This is a genomic window from Antribacter gilvus, assembly GCF_003946865.1.
GTDB classification, from domain to species: domain Bacteria; phylum Actinomycetota; class Actinomycetes; order Actinomycetales; family Cellulomonadaceae; genus Antribacter; species Antribacter gilvus.
This window is the reverse complement of sequence record NZ_QXTH01000002.1, coordinates 352,166-373,442: the sequence shown is the minus strand read 5'-3', so window position 1 is coordinate 373,442 and position 21,277 is coordinate 352,166. Positions and strand designations below refer to the sequence as shown.

Genomic DNA, 21,277 nt, shown 5'->3' with positions numbered 1-21,277 from the left:
CTGAGGGGGTCCTGAAGGGGTGAGGCGGGTCAGCCGGCGCGACGTGCGCGGGCGGTGCGACGCTTGAGAGCGCGACGCTCGTCCTCGCTCATGCCGCCCCATACTCCGGCGTCCTGCCCGGAGTCGATGGCCCACTTGAGACAGGTGTCGACAACCTCGCAACGGCGACACACGGCCTTGGCTTCCTCTATCTGCAGGAGGGCAGGGCCCGTGTTGCCGATGGGGAAGAAGAGCTCGGGGTCCTCGTCGAGGCATGCCGCGCGGTGGCGCCAGTCCATGGTTCGCATACTCCTAAGAAGGAACGGGCCCGTCGTCCTGTGGGGGGTCCTAGGCCGCCACGGACCCTTCGCCGGCATCGTCAGTCGTGCGTTCTGGGGGCGCAGGACTGGATCGAAAACGTTGTTGCCGGGGGTCGGTGCGGTCGTGGACGCGGGTTTGTTCGGGGGGTGGTGTGGGATTGCTCCATCAAGATTCACACCTCGTGAAGCGTCGCACAAGGGGTTACGGCAAAGTTTCTTCGAGATGTCCCGTGAGGTATCCGTCACACTATTGTGAAAGCCCAGATCATCGCTATCCTGGTGCGTCATGCCTGGACCAGACAGCCAATCCGCACCAACACCTTCGCGATTGATCCGTTCCCTCCGCGCCCTTCTCATGGTAGAGGCGGGAGCGCTCTCGGTGTTTGCGGTGGTGCTCCTCGTCGAGCTGTTCTCGGGAGGATCCCAGTCGGCCGGCGTCAGCATCTTCCTGATGGTCTGCGCCGCCGGGGCGGCCTGGGCGCTCGTGGCCGCCGGGCGGGCTCTGGCCCGGGGGAGCCGGGGCGCTCGGGGCGTCATCATGACGTGGCAGCTCTTCCAGATCCTCGGTGGCATCGCCGCGGTCGGCAGCGGAGTGCGGTGGGGCGTCCTTGCCGGTGTGTTTGCCCTGGTGCTGGCCGTGGCGGTCGTGGTCCTGCTGGTGAGCCGGCCGGTGACGGAGGCGACGACGGGTCACGGGGCCGGCCACTGACGACCGGCGGGGCTGATGTGCTGGGCCTAGCACTGACACCCGCCGGGCACCGACACCCGCCGAACTTCCGCTTTTGGGCTGATTTCCCAGAATGCCCTCGGTGGCGTTCCGACCCTTCTGCGGACAGCAGAAATCGTACGCCTGTGCGAGCGGTTCGTGGTTGTCGGTGGGAGAATTTATTCTATGACGATCCCGCCCGGCAGCCTTCTCGCTCCGTCGGTGATGTCGCAGGAGCAGCCTGAGGCGTACCGGTCGGCCGATGTCGCGCGCCTGGCTGAGGTTGCCGCGCAGCCACGCCTCGAGGACCTGCACGCGGCGGTCGCGGAGATGGTGGCCGTCCAACGGCGGATCAACACGCTGGGCGGCCACCTGCTGGTCGCCGTCGAGCGGGCTCGGCGCATCGCCGTGCGCCTGGAGGACCAGGTGCTGGCCGCGGACTCTCCACGGTTGCGTGAGCTCGACCCGGGGCGGGCCGCTGACCTGGCGCGTCGCGCGCTGGTCGAGGAGACCAAGAACGCGCTGGGCGTCGGTCCGCGCACCGCTCAGGGACTGCTTGCCGACGCGGAGCTGCTCACGGGGAGGGCGCCCGCCACGCTCGCGGCCGTGCTGGACGGGGAGCTGTCGGAGCGGCACGCTCGTGCGTTCGCCGACGAGGTGGCCGATCTCCCGCCGGGCGAGGTGGCGGCAGTCGAGCGCACGGTGCTGCCCGGCGCCCCGACCCGCTCTCTGTCCGACTTTCGGCATCGCGTGCGGCAGGTTCGCGATCTGATCCACCCGGTCCCACTCGAGGTGCGCCACGCGGACGCCACCGCCCGGCGCGGAGTGTGGGTAGACCCGGCTCCGGATGGCATGGCGACCCTGACCGCGCTGCTGACCACGACAGCCGCCCACGCGATTCACGACCGGCTCACCCAGACGGGCCGCGCGGCAGGGACGGACGGCGACCCCCGCACGCTGGCGCAGCTGCGTGCCGACACGCTCACCGACCTGCTGCTCGACGACGGGACGCTCGACCGGTTCGGGGCGGCAACCGTGACCGGACCGCTCGGGTCGGACGAGAGTGCCGCCCCGAACGCGGCGGTCGACGGTGGTGCGGACGGTGATGCCACGGAAGTGGTCGTGGCGGAGCCCGGTGCCGCAGAAGAGGTCGCAACAGACGTAGCCCTTCCGGCAGGCGCGGACGATCCCCACGCGGCCGACGATCCCCACGCGGCCGGAGAGCCCGTTGCGGGGGAGGCCTGCACGTCTGAGGTCACGGCGGCCCCCGAGGATCCGGTTCGGTTCGCGCCCGGCGAGACCGACTCACCGCAGTTCCTCGCGCGCCTGGCCCGAGCGGTGCGACCGCACGTCCAGGTGACCGTGCCCGCGACCACGCTCTTGGGCGGATCCACACCGGGGAGTCTCGATGGGCACAGTCCCATCGATCCGGACACGGCTCGTGCCCTGGCGGCCTGGGCGCCGAGCTTCAAGCGACTCCTGACCCATCCGGAGTCGGGCGCTGTGCTGTCGGTCGGTCGGGACTCCTACGTGGTGCCGGCCGACCTACGGGAATGGCTCCGGGTGCGCGACGTCACGTGCAGGTTCCCGGGGTGTGCCCGTGCCGCCGTGCGCTGTGACGTGGACCACACGACCGACTGGGCCGCCGGCGGGCGTACAGCGGCCGACAACCTGGCTCACCTCTGCCGTGCTCACCACACGCTCAAGCACCGGACCGCCTGGAGCGTGCGGCACACGGGCGGCGGCGTGCTCGACTGGACGTCGCCTGCGGGTCACCGGTACACGACGGTCCCGGGGAGTGCCGTCGTGCGCACGGTCTCTCGGACATGCGCAGCGCTGACCGACGTGCTGCCGGAGCCGCCGCCCGAGCACGACCTGAGCGACCCGCCGTTCTGACGGGCGCTCCTGTGGCGCCGGCGTCGCTCTCACGGCGACAGCACCTGGCAGAGCACCGGCTCGTCACGGTCGAGCCAGACGCCGCGCCCCGGTGGACCGCCTGCCCCCGCGTACGCCGAGGGTGCGCCGAGCGACAGGTTCCCCGCCCGGTCGCCCGAGAGCAGGATGAGTCGTGGGCCAACCCGGGAGCCCAGCCCGCCGAGCCCCGCCCCGTCCGAGCTCAGGGCGAACGCGGCGCCACCGGTCAGTGCGGCGAGCAGCGGGTCCTTGCCGAACGGCGCGGAGCCCAGCGCCGCGCGCACGGCCTCGACCCCGTCCACGACCACGACAGTCGTGCCCGTGCCCGTGCCCGTGCCCGTGCCCGTGCCGGACGGGTCGGCGAGCGACCACAGCAGGTCGGCGAGCCGCCCCGGCTCGTACGGTCCGGTCAGCGTGCCGAGGCGTGGGTGACCGGCGAGACCGTTGAACGCCGTGGCGTCCCTGGCGTTCGCGACCACCACCTGGACGTGCTGTCCAGTGTCCAGCGCGGCGGCCGCCACGGCCACCAGCGCCGTGGTGCGACCTGATCGCGGCCTGCCCACCACGGCGAGGTGCCCGCCCCAAGGGTCCCAGGCCACGGCCACCCGGCGCTGCTGCGCGGGCACCTCGCCCAGAGCCAGAACGATGCTGCCCGGCGGCGAAGCGGGCAGGTCGGTCGTGCGGGCCAGCAGGGGGAGCGCGGGCAGCCAGGGCGGCGGACCGGCCACGTGCCCAAGCCTGGCGGTCGCGCGCCTGACGGCGGCCACGATCTCGTCGGCGATGTCGGGGTCCGGGGCCGTGCGGTCATCAGGGTGCACCGCGACGTCCAGCCGGCCACCTGCCGCACCGGCCCTACCGCTTGTGCCCGTTCCACCGCCTGTCCCGGCTCCACCGGCCCCAGGTGCCGCAGGGTCCCCCTGCCCGCGGGCCGGCGGCCACACCGGGGCCCGTCGGACGAGCTCCGGCTCTGCCCACGGACGCCCTCCCGCCCGCGCGCACTGGAGCACGACCGGCGCGGCGGAGCCGAGCCGGAGGACCGCGCGCCCTGGCAGGTCGACGGGGATCTGCGCGGCGAGCGGCGACTCCACGATGTCGCGTGACTCGAGAGCGTCGACCACGCGGAGCGCCAGCCGCGCCCCGACGTTCGCCCGGAGCTCGGCGCTCACCGCACCTGCGGGACGCTGGGTGGCGAGCACGAGGTGCACTCCGAGGGACCTGCCCTGGGACGCGGCGCGCAGGAGGCCGGGGAGGAACTCCGGCAGGTCCTCGGCGAGCGCGCGGAACTCGTCGATGACCACGACGAGGCGCGGCAGGACGCCGCGCGGCAGGTGAGCGACGTCCGCGGCTCCGTGCGCGGCGAGCACCGTCTCGCGCCGCCGCAGCTCGGCGCGCAGGCCGGTGAGGGCCCGGCCCGCGAGACCTGGGTCGAGGTCTGTCACCTGACCGACGACGTGCGGCAGCCCGGTGCAGGAGCCCAGGCTCGCCCCGCCCTTGAAGTCGACCAGGACGAGGGAGAGATCGGCGGGTGAGCGGCGCAGGGCGAGCCCGAGCACGAGCGACTGCAGCAGCTCGGACTTGCCGGAGCCCGTGGTGCCGGCGACGAGGAGGTGCGGTCCGTCGGCCACGAGATCGAGGTGGACGACGCCGTCGGCCGACACCCCGAGCGGCACGGCCCAGTCCGGTCCCGCTGCCCAGCGGGAGGCGATCTGGCCGGCGTCGGGGCGGGGACCGTACGGATGGAGCGCGGTGAGGGGCACGACGCGCGGCAGGCGCGGGTCGGTGGCCGGGGTCCCGTCCAGCACCTCCGGCGTCGGGTCGGGGCCGGCCGGGAACCGGCCGAGCCAGGCTGCCGACGCCAGCCGCCGGGCCAGGCGTTCTGCCCACTCGGCGCTCACCCCCGCAGCAGGGCCCACCACCGTGCCGTCGGGGCCGTGGACCCGCAGGACGCCGCCGCTCACATGGGCCTCTGTGGGGCACCAGCCGGACAGGCGAGGCGTCGTCCGGGCGGTCCCCGCCCCGGCGTCGGCCGCTCGGGTGTGGCACAGGAGGACCCCGCCGCCTGCTCGCGCTGCGCGGTCGGCGAGCGCCACGTCCGCGAGGGAGCCGTCGGTATCCACGACGAGGATGCCGCGCGGCTCGGGCTCACGACCGCCCGCCCACGCCCCCGGCAGCCAGCGATACCAGGTCCAGGCCGCGGCGCCGCGGCCGGCGACCCGCACGGGGACCGACTGCGCGGCGAGCTCGGCGACCACGGCCCGTGCCAGGGCGCGAGCGTCCTCCGGCAGCCCGTGGACCGCGAGAGCCCCGTCCGAGAGGAGGGTGCGCGCCAGCCGGCCCGGGGACCCGGGCCGGTGGTCGGGCCCGGGGTGCGGTCGGGTCGCGGTCCGTCGGTGACCGGTGGCGCCGGGTCCCGTCGCCGCGGCCCAGGCGCCCGGGGAGGCGTTCTGGGCCGCGACGGCGAACGCCATGAGGCCTGCGGGGCCGGGCAGGATCCGGGGCGCTTCGACCGCTGCGCCGCCCCACGGTTCCGTGCCCGCCGACCGGGCCTCGCCGAGCCCGGCGGAGCGTGCGATGGGGGCGGCGGCGCGGCGCCGCCGGGCAGCCAGGAGCTGGGGGAGGGCCGTGACCAGGCCGACGAGCGCGAAGAGGGCGAGCGCGGGCTGCCGCAGTGCAGCGGCGAGGCCGAGCGAGGCCACCACGGGCAGGAGTGGCAGGAGGACGCCGGACGGTCCCGGACCGGCCGCCGGGGGCGGCGTGAGCCAGCGGGCGAGACCGCCCGGACGCCGCACGACGACGTCCCGGCCGCGAGCCACCCGGCAGAGGAGCGCCCCGAGGGCCGTGGTGGGGGAGAGTTCTCCGGCGGACGGGCCCGTCATGGTCGCGACCACCCACCGCGCGCGGACGGCCTCTTCCTCCCGTCGCCACGCGGGGTCCGTCCGGGTGCTCGTGGTGAGCGTGGCGCCCGGCAGGAGCGGGACCTCGCCGACGCGCCGGGCGTCCGTGAGGGCGGTGCCGTCGACGTGCAACGGTGCGTGCCGCAGCTCCGGCCGGCGTGCGAGGGCGGCGAGCGCGGGGCGCAGGTCCCCGAGGGGCGCCCCGGCGCGCACGAGGAGGTCCTCGCCGGGATGGAGGGTCATGCGGACGGGTTCCGGGGTCACGCCCCCACGGTGCGACGGCGACGGGGGTCGCCGCCCGGGCAGGCCCGGCGGCTGTGCACAGGACCGCTACCCACAGGCTCCGGGTCGGCCTCCGCCCGGCGGAACATCACCAGGGCAGACGTTCGCCCGCCGGAGGAACGTACGGGTGGTTCAGCGCGTAGGTGACCAGTGCCTCCTGCACCCAGCCCGGACGCCGCACCTTGGTGGTCGGGATCTCCAGCGTCCTGACGAGGGCGGAGAGGTGCTCCTGGACCGTGCGGTGCGACATCCCGAGCTGCTCGCCGATCTCCCGGGCTGTGGGCAGGGGTGCGCAGACGTCGCCCTGCATGCGCGGTGCGACGAGCGCGACCATCACCTCGTACCGTCGGCTCGTGGGATCGATGCCCCAGGCCACGGGGACGTCGGACACGCACCATCCCGGCGGGGTGCCGGTAGGTTCCGGGCCGAAGACCGTGAGGATGTGCCCCGTGGCGCCGGCCACCGCGGCGAGGTCGAACGGCGGCGACAGCGTGCCGCCCGGAAGGACGCGGACCTGGTCGTGGGGGTCGTCGAGGTTCCACACGCGCAGCGTGACCGCGCTGCTCGTGTTCGTGAGGTACCAGGCGCCGTCCTCGTCGGCGTAGACCGTCCCGGCACCACCCCGGACGAGCAGGTCGGGCCTGGGGCAGCACCGCGCCACGCAGCCGCTGAACCGCACCGGACGCCCCGCCGGCACGTTCACTGTGTCCCCGGCGTCCGGTTCCTCTCCCCCTGCGGCACGCTTGACCGTGAGCACGACGTCCGTCGCGATGAGTGCAGTCATGATGTCCCCTGTCTTTGCCGGCAGTTGCCCACCGGCCCCCTGGGGACCGTAACAAAACGGACATGATTGTGGCGGGAGAATCCCGCGCGCCGAACCCCGTGTCACCCGGGTACCGCGCTCGACAGGATCCTGCGAAGGTGGTTCACGGCGCGGCGTGCGCGGTACCCGGACGTCCGGCGGATCGACCACGCATACTGGCGGTCGTGCCCGCTCGGAGGAAGCAGTCTGATATGTCCAGCATCACGGGGATCGACGTCACCAAGGCCTTCGGTGACCGCACGCTGTTCGACGGCTTGTCGTTCAAGGTCGCGCCCGGGCAGATGGTGGCCCTCACGGGCCCGTCCGGCTCAGGAAAGTCCACGCTGCTGAACTGCGTGGGGCTGCTGGAGGACGTCACGTCCGGGGCCATCGAGGTGGACGGGCGCGACATCACCACGTTCGGGGGCGGCACCGCCCGCCGGTTCCGCCGGGACACGCTGGGCTACCTCTTCCAGAACTACGCGCTCGTCGAGAACGCGACGGTTCGCTTCAACCTGGACATCGCCCTGGCTCCAGGGCGCAAGGGCGCCCCCGGCATCCCGGCCGAGGAGGCGCTGGAGCGCGTCGGGCTCGGTGGCCGGGGCAAGGAGCCGGTGTTCCGCATGTCCGGTGGCGAGCAGCAGCGCGTGGCCCTGGCCCGTCTGCTCGTGAAGGCGCCGCCGGTCGTGCTCGCCGACGAGCCGACCGGTGCCCTCGACGAGGCCAACGCCGACATGGTGCTCAGCTCCCTGCGGTCCATCGCCGACGACGGTGCCGCCGTGCTCATCGCCACCCACTCCCAGCACGTCGTCGACGCGTGCACGGACGTGCTGCGGGTCGGCAAGGCCTGACGCGCCCCGGCTCAGACCCGGTACGACGACGGCGGTGCTCACCTCCCGTACGAGAGGTGAGCACCGCCGTCGGACAGGGTGGGGTTATTCCACCGCGAGGGCCGCGACCGGTGAGGTCCGCGCGGCGGCGCGGGCAGGGAGCACCGAGGCGACCAGACCCGCCACCAGGGAGATGCCGACCACGACTGCCAGGTCGGTCCACGGCACGACGAGCTGCACGTCGCCCATGAGCGACAGGGCCGTGACCGAGCCTGCCCACCCGTAGAGCACGCCGAGCAGGATGCCGACCCCGGCGCCGACGCCCGCGATGAGGGTGCCCTCGACGGCGAGCATGCGGCGGAGCTGGCCCTTGCTCAGTCCGATCGCGCGGAGCGTCGCGGACTCGCGGGTCCGCTCGATCACGGAGAGCGACAGCGTGTTGGTCACGCCGATCACGGCGATGACCACGGCCACCGCCAGCAGGCCCACGACGATGCCGAGGATCACGTCCACCACCTGCCGGAACTGCGCGGCCTGTGCGGCGGGACCTATCACCATCGCGCCGTCGTCCACGGCGCCGGTCGCGTCCTGGACGTCGGAGAGGACGGTGGTCGCGTCCGCGCCGGTGGCGAGCCGTGCCCACACCGCGTGCGGTACGGCGTCCGCGTCCAGTACCGCGAGGTCCGTCGTCGTGATGATCCGGTTGAGCGGGCCCGCCGTCGTGACGGCCACCGTGAGGTCGAGCGTGCCGTCGGGGCCCGTGGCAGTGATCGTGCCGCCGTCCGCGACCCGCAGGGACGTGGCCGCCCCCTCGGTGAGGAGGATGGTGCCGGTGGTGAGCTTTGCGGCCTCCTCCGGAGTGTTGATCACGCCGGGGAGCGCGTCGGGCTCGACAGCGTTCACGCTGAGGTCGGAGACGTCGCCCAGCGTCACGAAGGAGCCGGCGATCGCGGTACTGGCCGCGAGGCCCTCGACGTCGGCGACAGCCGACCGCACCTCGTCGATCGTCTCGTCGGATCCGGGCGCCACGATGATGTCCGTCGCGAACTCGGAGTCGATCATCGTGTCGGCGGACTGCCGCGCGCCCGCGGCGCCGGTCGACATCATCGTGACGAGCGTGACGCCGATCAGCAGCGCCGTGGACGTCGCCGCGGTACGACGCGGGTTCCGCAGGGTGTTCGCGACGGCGAGCCGGGCCGACGGGCCCGAGCGGTTCACGAGCCGGCCCATCGCTGCGGTGACCTTGGGGAGCCACAGCACCGAACCCAGCACCACGCCGACGAACGAGATCGCGCCGCCGGCGACGCCCGCGAGCAGGCCGACGTCGGGCCGCTCGGCCAGCCCCAGCGCCGCGCCGAGGCCGAGCAGGCCGAAGCCACCCACCGTGGCGAGCGTCGTGAGGACCGCACGCAGGCGCCCGGCACGTCCCCGCAGGGTGGGGGCGTCCGCAGGCCGCAGCGCGGCGAGCGGTGCGACCCGGGTCGCGGCGCGGGCCGGGGAGAGGGCGGCGAGGACCGTCACCGCGATGCCCACCAGCAGCGGCAGCACGACGGCCGTCGCGGTCAGGGAGATCGCCGACGGCAGCGGGATGCCGAGGTCGAACGACGGCGCGACCAGGAGCGCCACCTGGGTGAGGACGGCACCGACGGCCACGCCGGCCAAGGAGGCCAGAGCGCCGAGGATCGCGGCCTCGAGCAGCACGCTGCGGTAGAGCTGGCCGGTGCCCGCGCCGATGCAGCGCAGGAGGGCGAGGGTGCCGGTGCGCTGGGCGACGAGGACCTGGAACGTGTTCGTGATGACGAGCCCCGCGACGAGGAGCGCGACGGCGGCGAACGTCAGCACGAAGACCATGAACACCAGGTCCTGCCCACCGGTCTGCTCGATGGTCTTCGCGGCGGCGCGCGCCTCGGTCGTCTCGACCGCGACGTGGTCGGCGGCCATGCCCGTCGCGGCGGCGGCCCCGGCGAGCGCGTCCCGCAGGTCGGCGGGGACCTCCGTCCCGGTCAGTGGTTCGTCGAGGGCGACCAGGACCTCCTCGTAGGACACGTCCGCGCCCTCCTCGGCGGTCCACGCGGCCACGTCGCCGGCGGTCGCTGCGACCGCGCCACCGGTCCCGGTGAACGCGCCGTACGGGTCGGAGGTGACGCCGGTGATCTCCAGCTCGTCGGTCTGCGCGACGGGCTCGACCATCTCGGCCTCACCCTCGACGCTGCCCTCGCCGGTGCCGCCCTGGGCCGTCTCGGCCTCGTCCGGGTAGACCGAGCGCTGCAGGGTGACCGTGTCGCCGACGCCGACACCGAGCCGCTCGACCACCGACGGCGGGATGGCGATCTGACCGCTCCGGGCGGGCCAGGTGCCCTCGGTCAGCTCCAGGGGGCTCAGGCTCTCGTGCGAGGGGGCGGGGACGAACACCTGGTACGAGCCCTTGCCGGCGTGGCGCAGGTCGCCCCAGAAGGCGGCGAGGGGCTGTACCGCGGCCACCCCGTCCAGGTCGGCGATCGCCGTCACGGCGGCGTCGTCGTAGCGGGTGAGGCCCTCGGGGTCGTCCACGGAGAGGACGAGGTCCGCGGTGGCGTACTCGGCGGCGATCATGTCTCGGGCGGTGCGGTTGATGAGGTCGCCCGCGAGCAGCGTCACGGTGACGAACGCGGTGCCGATCGCGATGGCCACGCCGGCCGCGGTGAGGCGTCCCGCGCTGCGGCGCATCTGGCCGAGCGTGAGGCGGGCGGTGGGGAAGCGGGTGCCGGGCATCAGGCGTCGCCCCCCACGGCGACGGACGGCTCGAGCGTGCGCAGGGCGTCGAGGCCCGCGAGGGCTGCCTCGGGCGTGGGGTCGGTGATGTCGCCGGCGATCTTGCCGTCGGCGATGAGCACCACCCGGTCGGCGTACGCGGCGGCGGCCGGGTCGTGCGTGACCATGATGATGGTGCGGCCCAGCTCCCGCACCGAGCGGCGCAGGAAGGACAGCACCTCGGCGCCCGACCGCGAGTCCAGGTTGCCCGTGGGCTCGTCGGCGAACACGACGTCGGGCTGCGCGATCAGGGCCCGGGCGATGGCGACCCGCTGCTGCTGACCGCCGGAGAGCTCGCCCGGGCGGTGGCTCAGCCGGTCGCGCAGCCCCAGCGTCTCCACCAGCGTCGCGAACCAGGCCTGGTCGACCGTGCCGCCGGCCAGCTCGACGGGCAGCGTGATGTTCTGCTCGGCCGTGAACATCGGCAGCAGGTTGAACTGCTGGAAGACGAAGCCGACCCGGTCCCGGCGGAGCGCCGTCAGGTCGCGGTCGCCGAGGCGCGTGATGTCGGTGGTCCCGAGGAACGCCTGGCCGCTCGTGGCGGAGTCCAGGCCGGCCAGCAGGTGCATGAGCGTGGACTTGCCCGACCCGGACGGGCCCATGATCGCGGTGAACCTGCCCTCCGCGAAGTCCACGTCGACACCGGCCAGCGCGTGCACCTCGGCCTCGCCCTTGCCGTAGGTCTTGGTCAGGCTGCGTGCTCGCACGGCGGGCGAGCCGGCCCCCATGCCGTCGAGGGGTACGTACACGGTGGTGTCCACGGGTTCTCCAGTCGGAGGTGTTCGATGGTCGGTGGTGCACCCGGGCGTCCGGAGGCCGGCTGCCCGGGTGCACCACCGACGCTACGGACACGCCCGCGCGGGGGCATCGGACGCCGGGATGGTCCTTGCCCGCTCCCAGGTCATCCTCAGGTCGTACGGGTGACCCCGACGGCTCGGGGGTCGACCCTGTCAGGACCCCGGGCGGACCAGGCCCGTCTCGTACGCGGTGACGACCGCCTGCACGCGGTCGCGGGCCCCCAGCTTTGCCAGGATGCGTCCCACGTGCGTCTTCACGGTGGCCTCGGCGACGTAGAGGTCGGCGGCGATCTCGGTGTTGGACCGGCCGCGGGCCATCAGCACGAGGACCTCCCGCTCCCGGTCGGTGAGCCCGGCCAGGGCCGCCTCGGCGTCGGAGCGGGCGGGGTCGTCGGCGGGCAGCGCGGTGACGAGGTGCTCGAGGAGCCGCCGGGTCGACGACGGCGCGATCACCGCGTCCCCCTGGTGCACCGTCCGGATGGCGGCGAGCAGCTCCTCCGGCTGGGCGTCCTTCAGCAGGAAGCCGCTCGCGCCCGCCCGGATGGCGTCGAGGACGTACTCGTCGAGGTCGAACGTGGTCAGCACGACGACGCGGGGCGCGCCGTCGGGCGGCACGGCGCCGGGCCCGCCGAGCAGCCGCGCGGTGGTGGCGAGGCCGTCGAGGTGCGGCATGCGCACGTCCATGAGGACGACGTCGACCGGGTGGTCCGCGAGGAGCCGCAGGGCCTGCAGGCCGTCGCCGGCCTCCAGGACCACCGAGAGGTCCGGCTGTGAGTCGATCACCATCCGGAGGCCGGCCCGGACGAGCGGCTGGTCGTCCACGAGGGCGACCCTGACGGGGCCGCCGGCGGGCTCGGGGTGCGGGGCTGCGGGGTTCATGGCTCCTCGGTGGTCAGCGGGCTGGTCGGGGCGGACGGCGCGGGGGCCGCCGTCGGCGGAGGCACCGGGACCGTGAGCCGCACGCGGAACCCACCGCCGGGCCGCGGGCCCGCGGTGAGCGACCCGCCGAACAGGGCGGCCCGCTCCCGCATCCCCGTCAGACCGTATCCCGCGTCCGTGGCGTTGCTCTCCGCGGCCAGGCCTCGCCCGTCGTCGTCGACGCCCAGCTCCACCTCCCGCTCGCCGAACCGGAGCAGGACGCTCACGCGCGGTCCCGGTCCGGCGTGCTTGAGCACGTTCGTGAGCGCCTCCTGGCACACGCGGTAGAGGGTGAGCCCGATGCCGGGCGGCAGGTGTCGTTCCGCACCGATGCGGACGAAGGAGACGCGCACGCCGCTCTCCCTGATCTGGTCCACGAGCTGCTCGATCTCCGTCACGTCCGGCTGCGGCGTGAGCGGCGCCGGCACGGCGCTCGCGGCAGGCTCCGGCACGGCAGGGGAGTCCGACGTCGGCCCGGGTGCTGCCGTCCAGGCCGCCGACAGCACCCGCTCCAGGCCCAGGAGCGACCGGGCCGACCTCACGGCAGGGGCCGAGCCTCCGTCGTCGGGCACCGCAGGCAGGGATCCGGACGTGCCCGAGCCCGGCGCGTCCTCGCGGAGCACGCCCAGGAGGCGCCGCATCTCGGTCAGGGCCGCCCGGCCCGTCTCGGCGATGGTGCCGAGGGCGCGGGTGGCCGCCTCCGGGTCGTTCGCGGCGGCGTAGCGCCCGCCGTCCGCCTGCGCGATGACGACGGAGAGAGAGTGGGCGACGATGTCGTGCATCTCGCGGGCGATCCGCGCCCGCTCGGCGGCCGTGGCGATCTGCGCCTGCTGGTCCCGTTCGATCTCGAGGCGGACGGCGCGCTCCTGCATGGCGACGAGCATCGTCCGGCGGCCGCGCCGCACGAGGGCGAAGGCGAAGACGGCGAGGAACACGAGCGCGGAGAAGATCATCACCGGCACGGACGACAGGACGGTCTCCCCACTCCACCACCACAAGGAGAGGCCGACCGCCACCGACCCGGCCATCGCGGACAGCACGCCCGTCCGGTAGGCCCAGCGCGGCCCGTACACCGTGAGCGTGTACAAGGAGTACGGCACCGCGAGCAGGTCCGCCGGGCCGACGAGGGGGTAGCCGGTCAGCATGTGGCCCAGCGCCGCCGCGTACACGGCGACGGTCGCGGCCACCGGGCGTATCCGGGCCCACGGCAGCGGAGCGATGACCGCGGCCGCCCAGAGGAGCGGGCCGACGGTCCCGCCGTCTCTGTCGGTGCCGTACAGGCTGAGCCCCGTGACGGGCCCCACGACGACCAGCGCGAGGGCGAGGGCGCCGCCGAGGTCCATGAGGAAGCGGTTCTTCTCCGACCATCGCGCGAGGCGCTCGTACCAGCCCATGCGGGTCACATTAGGCGCGACCATTGCGTCGGTGCGTCATCCCGTGGTAGCACTTCTCGTAGCACAACCACCCGAAAGGATTCGGGAAGGGCGAACCCGACACGCGTCGCGGTGACGCCACGGGGTGCGGAATGCCCTAGCATGGGGGAATGACTCACGTACTCCTAGCCGAGGACGACCCGGCCATTGCCGAGCCGTTGGCACGAGCGCTCACCCGCGAGGGTTACGACGTCGTCGTGCAAGGAACCGGCAAAGGTGCGATCGAGAACGCGAGCGGGGCGGACATCGTCGTCCTGGACCTCGGTCTGCCCGACATGGACGGGCTCGACGTCGCGCGCGAGATCCGGGCCAGCGGCCTGACCGTCCCGGTGCTCGTGCTCACCGCGCGCGCCGACGAGGTCGATCTGGTCGTGGGTCTCGACGCCGGTGCTGACGACTACGTCACCAAGCCGTTCCGACTCGCCGAGCTCCTTGCCCGGGTCCGCGCGCTGCTGCGCCGCTCGCACGGCGAGACCGGCGAGGAGGAGGAGCTGCACGCCCAGGACGTCCGTGTCGACGTGGCGGCGCACCGCGCGTTCCAGGGCGATCGCGAGCTGCACCTCACCACCAAGGAGTTCGACCTCCTGCGCGTGCTGGTCGCCAACGCCGGCTCGGTCGTGGTCCGCGACACCCTGATGCGCGACGTCTGGGGCTCGGACCCGGTGGGTTCCACCAAGACTCTCGACATGCACGTGTCGTGGCTCCGCCGCAAGCTCGGCGACGACGCCAACGCACCGCGCTACGTCTCGACCGTGCGCGGCCTCGGCTTCCGGTTCGAGATCGGGGCGAGCTAGTCGCATGCGTGAGCGGGTGAGGACCGCCACACTGACAGCGGTCTACGTGGCGGTCCTCCTCCTCGGGCTCCCCCTGGCGGTCTTCGGGGCCAAGTACGTCTACGCCATCGAGGAAGAGCGCGTCCACACCCGGGCGGTGGACGTTGCGGTGTGGTTCGAGAACCGGTCCGAGCAGCTTGCCGAGGAGGACCCGGCGACGGTCGCCCAGGTCTCGGAGTACCTGGAGGCCAGGGCCGCCGGCCAGGACTCCGACCTCACGGCGTACATCCAGGTCACGATGCCCGACGGCAACGTGTACCAGACGGGCGAGCCGCCGGCTGAACCGAACATCGAGGAAGCCGCCAACAGCGAGGAAGGGCGACTCTACGTCATCGTCCAGGCTCCGGCCTGGCCCGCGTACGTGAAGGCGTCGTACGCGGTCGTCCTCGTCGCGCTGGCCTGCGCCGCGGCGATCGCGGCGGGCTACATCATGGCGTCCTGGCTGGCGAACCGCCTGGCCGCGCCCTTCGTGTACCTCGCGGCGTCGGCCGAGCTGCTCGGTTCCGGCCAGGTGCGGCCGCAGTTCGAGCCCACGAACGTCGAGGAGATCGACCTCGTCGCCGCCGAGCTCGCCCGCAGCGCCGACCGGCTCGCCAGCCGTCTCGCCGTCGAGCGGCAGTTCACCTCCGACGCCTCGCACCAGCTCCGCACCCCTCTGACCGCGCTGACGATGCGGCTCGAGGAGATCACGCTCCTGTCGACCGAGCCGGAGGTGCAGGAGGAGGCCCGGATCTCGCTGGAGCAGGTGGAACGCCTCGTGGGCGTCGTGGACGACCTCCTGGCCCGCTCGCGGAAGGCGCAGGGCGGCACCACGGAGACCGTCGACCTCTCGGTCGTGCTCCGTCAGCAGGAGGAGGAGTGGCGCCCCACCTTCGAGAAGGAGGGCCGCCACCTGGCAGTCGAGGTGCCCGAGGACCTTCAGGTCCTCGCGACCCCGGGTGCCCTCGCCCAGGTGCTGTCGACCCTCATCGAGAACTCGCTCAAGTACGGCGACGGCACCACCACGCTGCGCGCCCGGCTCTCCGGGAACACGGGAGCGGTGGCGGTCGAGGTCGCGGACGAGGGCCCGGGCGTCACCGAGGAGCTCGCCGGCCAGATCTTCGAGCGGGGTGTCACGTCCGGGGCCGGTACGGGTCTGGGGCTCGCGCTCGCGCGCGACCTGGTCACGGCCGACGGCGGCCGCCTCGAGCTCTCCCAGCGCAACCCCGCGGTGTTCTCGGTCTTCCTCGCGGGCATCCCGAAGTCGTACGACCCGCACGTGGTCCTGCCCGTCGGGTCGACGTTCTCGACGCCGGGCATCAAGCGCCGGCGCTTCTCCTGGAGGTAGTCGACGGCTGTACGGGGACGCCGCCGGCGGACGTCGCTGTGAGATGATCCGGGCGTGAGCGCTCCTCAGATCATCGACATGGACACCACCACCACCGCGATCGACGGGCTCGTCGTCCTCACCATGAAGCAGGTGAGCGACGACCGGGGAACCGTCCGCGAGCTCTTCCGGGCGTCGTCCTACGCGGCCACGCTGGCGGGCGTCGGGCCGTGGCAGCAGATCAACGCCACGGAGACCCGGTACGGCGCGGTGCGCGGCCTGCACGGCGAGGCGATGACCAAGCTCGTCGCGATCGTCAGCGGCCGGGCGTTCGGCGTGTACCTCGACGCCCGCCCCGGGTCGGCCACCTACGGCGCGGTCGTGACGGTCGACCTCGAGCCGGGGACCCAGGTGCTGGTGCCTGCGGGCGTGTGCAACGGCTTCCAGAGCGTGAGTGAGGGCGGGTCGCAGTACCTCTACTGCTTCGACCAGGAGTGGGTGCCCGGCATGGCCGGCACCGCCTTCACCCCGCTCGACGAGGGCCTGGGGATCGAGTGGCCGGTGGCGATCGACCCGTCGGACCCGGCCCAGGTCTCGGCCAAGGACGCCGGTGCCCCGCGCTTCAGCGACGTCTCCACGACCCTCGCCTAGGGCGCTGCCGGTACTCTTGACCAGCGTGAAACCACCAGTGGTCGCCGTCGTCGGCGGCGGACAGCTCGCACGCATGATGGCTCCCCCGGCGGGAGAGCTCGGCGTCCGCCTGCGCGTCCTCGTCGAGGAGGCCGGTTCGTCCGCCGCCCAGGTCGTGACCGACGCCCCGGTGGGCGCCGCGTCCGACGAGGCGGCGGTCCGCGACCTCATCTCCCCGGCCGACGGGCGGGAGCCCGCCACCGTCCTCACGTTCGAGCACGAGCACGTCCCGAACGGCCTGCTGATCGACCTCGTCGCGCACGGCACGCCCGTCCGGCCGGGGCCGGACGCCCTGATCTACGCCCAGGACAAGATCGTGATGCGGCGCAGGCTCACCGAGCTGGGCGCACCGTGCCCACGCTGGACGGCGCTACCTCGTGCGGGGGCCGACGACGCCCGGGCCGCCCTGGGCGAGTTTCTCGCCCGGGTGGGCGGCGACGCCGTCGTCAAGACCGCTCGTGGCGGCTACGACGGCAAGGGCGTGCGTGTGGTCTCCGCTCCGGAGGACGCCGACGACTGGCTCGTCGCCGCGGCGGCCGGCGGGCCCGAGCTGCTCGCCGAGGAGAAGGTCCCGTTCACCCGCGAGCTCGCCGTCCTGGTGGCGCGTCGTCCGTCCGGCGAGGTGCGGACGTGGCCGGTGGTCGAGTCCGTCCAGCGTGACGGGGTCTGCTCGGAGGTGGTGGCGCCCGCGCCCGGTCTGGCACCGGGGCTGGCCGCCCGAACCCGCGAGATCGCGGTGTCGATCGCCGAGGGCCTCGGCGTCACAGGCGTCCTCGCCGTCGAGATGTTCGAGGTGCCCGGGCCCGGCGGCGAGCCCGAGGTGCTCGTCAACGAGCTCGCGATGCGCCCCCACAACAGCGGTCACTGGACCATCGACGGTGCGGTGACGAGCCAGTTCGAGCAGCACCTGCGCGCCGTCCTGGACCTCCCTCTCGGTTCCACCGACCCGGTGGCGCCCTGGACGGTGATGGCCAACGTGCTCGGCTCCACGCACGGTGACCTGACCGACGCGCTCCCGGCGGTGCTTGCCGCCTTCCCGGACGCGCGGGTCAATCTGTACGGCAAGGTCGTGCGTCCCGGCCGCAAGCTGGGCCACGTGAACGTGAGCGGCACAGACCTCGAGGAGGTCCGCCGGCGTGCTGTCGCGGCCGCGGCGCTGCTGCAGGGCACGAACGAGTACGAGGAGGTCGTGGCGTGAACCCGCTGGTGGGCATCGTGATGGGGTCGGACTCCGACTGGCCGGTCATGCAGGGCGCCGCCGAGGCGCTGGAGGAGTTCGGTGTTCCCGTGGAGGTGGACGTCGTGTCCGCGCACCGCATGCCCGTCGAGATGATCGAGTACGGCCGGTCGGCGGCCGACCGAGGGCTGCGGGTGATCGTGGCCGGCGCCGGGGGCGCCGCCCACCTGCCCGGCATGCTGGCCGCGGTGACGCCGCTCCCGGTGATCGGGGTCCCCGTGCCGCTCAAGCACCTCGACGGGATGGACTCGCTCCTGTCGATCGTGCAGATGCCCGCCGGGGTGCCCGTCGCGACCGTGTCGATCGGCGGGGCGCGCAACGCGGGCCTCCTGGCGGCGCGGATCCTCGCGGCAGGCGAGGGCGAGGCCGCTGCCGACCTGCGCACCCGCATGGTGGAGTTCCAGGCGGGCCTGAGCGACATGGCGCGCGCGAAGGGCGCCGCGCTGCGCGCGACCCGTTCCTGACCCGCGACGAGAGACGACGGGCAGCCTTCCTCGGGAAGGCTGCCCGTCGTCGTCCGTGCCTGGCGCTACCGCCCCGTCACTGGGGGACGCCGCCCACCTGGCCAGGTGCGAGGTTGCCGTCCCGCACGTCGACCCAGAACTGGCCCACGGTCTCCGGGTTGAGCTGGACCGTGGAGCCCACGTTGCCGGGGCGGTAGTCCATGCTCGAGATCGGCGGCGTGCCCGTGATGCCCTCGGGGCCGCTCGCCGCCCGGAACGCCAGGGCGAGGCCGCCGAGGTCGAGCACGCCCGACTTCTCGTCGGTCACGATGGCGCCGAGACCGGCGTCGGCCAGCTGCACCTGGCGGACAGGGTTGATGAGGATCGCGGGGTCGGCGATCTTGTCGCCGAGCTTGCCGATGAGCTGCCGCTGACGCTCCGCGCGGCCCACGTCGCCCTTGGGGTCGGAGTAGCGCATCCGGGAGAACGCGATGGCGGTGGCGCCGTCGACGTCCCGGCAGCCGGCCACGGGCCACATCAGGCCGCTGTTCGGGTCGAGGGGGACGGCGTAGTCGAGGCACAGGTTGACGCCGCCGACGGCGTCGACCACGCCCTGGATGCCGCCGAAGCCCACCTCGACGTAGTGGTCGACGGTGAGGCCCGAGAGCCCTTCGACCGTCTGGACCAGGAGGGGTGCGCCCCCGTAGGCGTACGCGGCGTTGAGCTTGCTGCCGCCGTAGCCGGGGACCTCCGCATACGTGTCCCGGGGCAGGCTGATGAGCGCTGTCGGCCCGGACGAGGGCTTGTGGAGCAGCATGATCGTGTCGGTACGGGCCCCGGAGGTCTCGTCCTCGATGCCGCCGCTGCCGCGCGCGTCGGAGCCCGCCAGAAGGTATGTGGTGCCCGGCGTGCCCTCGGCCCCCGAGAGGGCCTCGACGTGCTGGATCTTGCCGTTCGCCCAGATCAGGAGACCGACCGGCCAGGCGATGAGGGCGACCAGGACCAGCACGGCGACGAGCCCCGCCACCCGGCGCTTGCGTACCCGGTAGCCGCCGGACGGCGCGGCCGCCAGGCGCGCGTCGGGGCGCGTGGCGGCTGAGGCGGGCGGAGCCGCGCGGTAGCCCGCGACGGCTGCCTTCCCGCCGGACCGGGCGGGCGCGGGGCGGGCGCCGCCCGGGCGAGGCGCCGACGCGCCAGGCGGGCCCTGCCGGACCGGCGTGGACCGGCCGGGCGCGAAGCTGGGCGGGGGGCCTTCCGGTGTCCGGCCCTGTGCTGCCGGGCCCGGCGGCGTTGACGGCACCCGCGGCGGGACGCCGCGACCGCGCGGCGGCGGGATCGACTGCGGCGGCTGCGAGCCCCGCGGCGGGACGCTCCGCGGGGGCTGTGCGGGGGGAGGGGTCTTGCGCTGGCCTGTCACCGGCACCTCTCGTGAGGATTGTCGCGTGATCCGGGAGTCGGACGCCCGGCCGTCGTCGGGACGTCCGATGCGCCGAGCGCCCGGTCCGCTGGTGGCGGCGATCACGGGGCTGCCCGTCCCTGGGGTGTCGACGGCGCCACGGGCGTCCTGCCCGGCGCTGCGCCGCGGCAGGCGGGCGGCGTCGCCGGCGTGTCCCACGGGGATGGCGTCGTCGACGCCGGGCCGGCCGCTCACCTCCTGCGGCGTGAAGCTCGGCGGGGTCCGGGAGACGCTCCTGGCGTCGTTCGTGGGCTCGGGCATCTCTCTCAACAGACAGACGTGGTGTCGGCGCCGGTGAAGGCTTCTTCGCCGGCGTCCTTCACGGTGGGCGAAGGGCTGGGGGCCGGGCTCGTCCCGGCCTCGATGGCGCCCTCGGTCGCCTCCGGGGAGGCGCTCGGGCTGGTGCTCGCGCCCTCCTCCGGAGTGCTGAGGGGGCGGTCGTTCGCCATGTTGTCCCAGACGAGCTCGGCCTCGTCGGTCCACACCACGTTGGCGGAGTTCGCCGGGTCCGTGGCATGCGGGACGGTCATGAACGTGATGTTGCCAGGCGACACACCACGCAGGCTGTAGGCCAGCCCGGCGAGTTTGTCGAGCGACGCCAGGTCGGAGCTCATGGTCAGCGAGCTCGTGACCGCGTCGAGGAACTTCAGGAGCGCGGGGGTGTCGGTGAGCAGGTCCTTGCTGAGCACGCCGCGTGCCATCGCGGCCACGAGCTCCTGCTGCCGTCCGATGCGGCCGAGGTCGGACCCGTTGCCGAGCCCCTCGCCGGTGCGCGCGCGGGCATAGCTCAGCGCTGTCGGGCCGTCGAGCACCTGGATCCCCGGCTGCAGGTGCAGGTTGTTGGCCTTGGGCGACCGCACCTCCTCCGGCACGCAGACCTCCACTCCGCCGAGTGCTTGGACCATCCCGGCGAACCCGGCGAAGTCGACGACGACGAACCCGTCCATCCGGACCCCGCTCAGCTGCTCCAGCGTGGTCGTGGTGCAGACCGCGCCCGAGGCGACGTCGCCTCCGGCAACGTATCCCTGGGAGAACGCCGAGTTGAACTTGACCCCGCGGAGCTCGCGGGTGGTCTTGCCGTTGGTGGTGCTGCAGGCAGGCACGTCGACGGTGGAGTCCCTCGGGACGGAGACGACCTCGACGCGGGTCCTGTCGCCGGACAGGTGGAGCACCATGGTGGTGTCCGAGCGGGCGCCCGCCTCGCCGTCGGCGACGAGGTCTCCGCTCGCACCGGTCCGCGCGTCGGAGCCGAGCACGACGATGTTGAGGGGCCGCCCCGCGTCCGGGTCCTCGGGGACGATCGCCTCGGGCCGGTCGCCACCCATCAGGGCGTCGGAGTCGACGCCCTCGATGTTCCCGCCCAGCGTGGCGGCGATCGTCGCGAAGGCGGCGAGGCCGAGCGCGAGGACGCCGGTGGCGACCAGGCCGACCATCCGGCCCGTCGACCGTGCCGTCGTCAGGCGGGCGTGTGCCGGACCGAGCGGTGACGCCGGTCCCGACAGCCCGCCGAGCCCGGTCGGGCCCCCGGTCCCAGGGGTCCCGCCGGGCTCGGCGAGGGGAAATCTTTGCGTCACGCTTCCCGACTATAGGTCGACCTCGTCGAGGGGCGGCGGCGCGGCAGGGCTCAGACCGTAGAGGGTTCGTGGA

17 protein-coding genes are annotated in these 21,277 nt (G+C 73.7%); 8 read left to right on the top strand and 9 right to left on the bottom strand.

The annotated features are described in order from the left end of the window. Positions 1-29: 29 nt before the first annotated feature. Positions 30-278 carry a WhiB family transcriptional regulator gene (locus D1350_RS05200; RefSeq protein WP_125774843.1) on the bottom strand — a complete coding sequence of 83 codons (249 nt, stop codon included), beginning with the start codon at positions 276-278 and terminating at the stop codon, positions 30-32. A 376-nt stretch (positions 279-654) separates the two neighbouring features. On the opposite strand from D1350_RS05200, the gene D1350_RS05195 reads away from it, so the two are divergent. Then, on the top strand, positions 655-1,008 hold the full coding sequence (locus D1350_RS05195) for a hypothetical protein (protein WP_125774539.1): 354 nt from the start codon (positions 655-657) through the stop codon (positions 1,006-1,008). 183 nt (positions 1,009-1,191) lie between these two features. Beyond that, the gene (locus D1350_RS24295; RefSeq protein WP_240643888.1) at positions 1,192-2,901 is read left to right on the top strand and encodes an HNH endonuclease signature motif containing protein; all 1,710 of its coding nucleotides are present in this window, start codon (positions 1,192-1,194) and stop codon (positions 2,899-2,901) included. A 29-nt stretch (positions 2,902-2,930) separates the two neighbouring features. Here D1350_RS24295 and D1350_RS05185 read toward each other — a convergent pair whose 3' ends face one another. After that, on the bottom strand, positions 2,931-6,077 hold the full coding sequence (locus tag D1350_RS05185) for an FtsK/SpoIIIE domain-containing protein (RefSeq protein ID WP_125774537.1): 3,147 nt from the start codon (positions 6,075-6,077) through the stop codon (positions 2,931-2,933). A 106-nt stretch (positions 6,078-6,183) separates the two neighbouring features. Further along, on the bottom strand, positions 6,184-6,879 hold the full coding sequence (locus D1350_RS05180; protein WP_125774535.1) for a response regulator transcription factor: 696 nt from the start codon (positions 6,877-6,879) through the stop codon (positions 6,184-6,186). A gap of 230 nt (positions 6,880-7,109) precedes the next feature. Between D1350_RS05180 and D1350_RS05175 the strand changes: the two genes are divergently transcribed. After that, positions 7,110-7,748 (top strand): ATP-binding cassette domain-containing protein, encoded by a 639-nt coding sequence (locus tag D1350_RS05175; RefSeq protein WP_125774533.1) that lies wholly within the window; start codon positions 7,110-7,112, stop codon positions 7,746-7,748. Between the two features lie 84 nt (positions 7,749-7,832). On the opposite strand, the gene D1350_RS05170 is transcribed toward D1350_RS05175, so the two are convergent. From D1350_RS05170 to D1350_RS05155, 4 genes are all read right to left on the bottom strand, one after another. Continuing rightward, positions 7,833-10,478: an ABC transporter permease gene (locus tag D1350_RS05170; RefSeq protein ID WP_125774531.1), complete on the bottom strand. Its 2,646-nt coding sequence runs from the start codon at positions 10,476-10,478 to the stop codon at positions 7,833-7,835. Beyond that, complete coding sequence (locus D1350_RS05165) at positions 10,478-11,245, bottom strand: ABC transporter ATP-binding protein (protein ID WP_125774840.1); 768 nt, start codon at positions 11,243-11,245, stop codon at positions 10,478-10,480. The genes D1350_RS05170 and D1350_RS05165 overlap by 1 nt, the downstream gene beginning before the upstream one ends. 222 nt (positions 11,246-11,467) lie before the next feature. Then, the gene (locus tag D1350_RS05160) at positions 11,468-12,193 is read right to left on the bottom strand and encodes a response regulator (RefSeq protein ID WP_125774529.1); all 726 of its coding nucleotides are present in this window, start codon (positions 12,191-12,193) and stop codon (positions 11,468-11,470) included. Continuing rightward, positions 12,190-13,626, bottom strand: a complete 1,437-nt coding sequence (locus D1350_RS05155) for a sensor histidine kinase (protein WP_125774527.1) — start codon at positions 13,624-13,626, stop codon at positions 12,190-12,192. The genes D1350_RS05160 and D1350_RS05155 overlap by 4 nt, the downstream gene beginning before the upstream one ends. 149 nt (positions 13,627-13,775) lie before the next feature. Between D1350_RS05155 and D1350_RS05150 the strand changes: the two genes are divergently transcribed. The 5 genes from D1350_RS05150 to purE are packed head-to-tail and all read left to right on the top strand — an operon-like array spanning position 13,776 to position 18,195. Further along, entirely contained in the window at positions 13,776-14,459 is a 684-nt protein-coding gene (locus tag D1350_RS05150) for a response regulator transcription factor (RefSeq protein WP_125774524.1), read from the top strand. A 4-nt stretch (positions 14,460-14,463) separates the two neighbouring features. Then, positions 14,464-15,825 (top strand): ATP-binding protein, encoded by a 1,362-nt coding sequence (locus tag D1350_RS05145; protein ID WP_125774522.1) that lies wholly within the window; start codon positions 14,464-14,466, stop codon positions 15,823-15,825. Between the two features lie 54 nt (positions 15,826-15,879). Beyond that, positions 15,880-16,455 (top strand): dTDP-4-dehydrorhamnose 3,5-epimerase family protein, encoded by a 576-nt coding sequence (locus tag D1350_RS05140; protein ID WP_206074423.1) that lies wholly within the window; start codon positions 15,880-15,882, stop codon positions 16,453-16,455. Positions 16,456-16,480: 25 nt separating this feature from the next. Beyond that, complete coding sequence (locus D1350_RS05135; protein WP_125774520.1) at positions 16,481-17,692, top strand: 5-(carboxyamino)imidazole ribonucleotide synthase; 1,212 nt, start codon at positions 16,481-16,483, stop codon at positions 17,690-17,692. Positions 17,693-17,712: 20 nt separating this feature from the next. Continuing rightward, positions 17,713-18,195: a 5-(carboxyamino)imidazole ribonucleotide mutase gene (gene purE, locus D1350_RS05130; RefSeq protein ID WP_125774836.1), complete on the top strand. Its 483-nt coding sequence runs from the start codon at positions 17,713-17,715 to the stop codon at positions 18,193-18,195. 76 nt (positions 18,196-18,271) lie between these two features. On the opposite strand, the gene D1350_RS05125 is transcribed toward purE, so the two are convergent. After that, positions 18,272-19,891 carry an LCP family protein gene (locus D1350_RS05125; RefSeq protein WP_125774518.1) on the bottom strand — a complete coding sequence of 540 codons (1,620 nt, stop codon included), beginning with the start codon at positions 19,889-19,891 and terminating at the stop codon, positions 18,272-18,274. A 5-nt stretch (positions 19,892-19,896) separates the two neighbouring features. Next, positions 19,897-21,204 carry an LCP family protein gene (locus tag D1350_RS05120; protein ID WP_240643887.1) on the bottom strand — a complete coding sequence of 436 codons (1,308 nt, stop codon included), beginning with the start codon at positions 21,202-21,204 and terminating at the stop codon, positions 19,897-19,899. Between the last annotated feature and the right edge of the window lie 73 nt (positions 21,205-21,277).

Coding starts and splice junctions, on each gene's coding strand:
- D1350_RS05200 (WP_125774843.1), bottom strand. CDS start 278: ATGGACTGGCGCCACCGCGCGGCATGCCTCGACGAGGACCCCGAGCTC.
- D1350_RS05195 (WP_125774539.1), top strand. CDS start 655: ATGGTAGAGGCGGGAGCGCTCTCGGTGTTTGCGGTGGTGCTCCTCGTC.
- D1350_RS24295 (WP_240643888.1), top strand. CDS start 1,192: ATGACGATCCCGCCCGGCAGCCTTCTCGCTCCGTCGGTGATGTCGCAG.
- D1350_RS05180 (WP_125774535.1), bottom strand. CDS start 6,879: ATGACTGCACTCATCGCGACGGACGTCGTGCTCACGGTCAAGCGTGCC.
- D1350_RS05175 (WP_125774533.1), top strand. CDS start 7,110: ATGTCCAGCATCACGGGGATCGACGTCACCAAGGCCTTCGGTGACCGC.
- D1350_RS05170 (WP_125774531.1), bottom strand. CDS start 10,478: ATGCCCGGCACCCGCTTCCCCACCGCCCGCCTCACGCTCGGCCAGATG.
- D1350_RS05165 (WP_125774840.1), bottom strand. CDS start 11,245: ATGGGGGCCGGCTCGCCCGCCGTGCGAGCACGCAGCCTGACCAAGACC.
- D1350_RS05160 (WP_125774529.1), bottom strand. CDS start 12,193: ATGAACCCCGCAGCCCCGCACCCCGAGCCCGCCGGCGGCCCCGTCAGG.
- D1350_RS05155 (WP_125774527.1), bottom strand. CDS start 13,626: ATGGGCTGGTACGAGCGCCTCGCGCGATGGTCGGAGAAGAACCGCTTC.
- D1350_RS05150 (WP_125774524.1), top strand. CDS start 13,776: ATGACTCACGTACTCCTAGCCGAGGACGACCCGGCCATTGCCGAGCCG.
- D1350_RS05145 (WP_125774522.1), top strand. CDS start 14,464: ATGCGTGAGCGGGTGAGGACCGCCACACTGACAGCGGTCTACGTGGCG.
- purE (WP_125774836.1), top strand. CDS start 17,713: ATGGGGTCGGACTCCGACTGGCCGGTCATGCAGGGCGCCGCCGAGGCG.
- D1350_RS05125 (WP_125774518.1), bottom strand. CDS start 19,891: ATGCCCGAGCCCACGAACGACGCCAGGAGCGTCTCCCGGACCCCGCCG.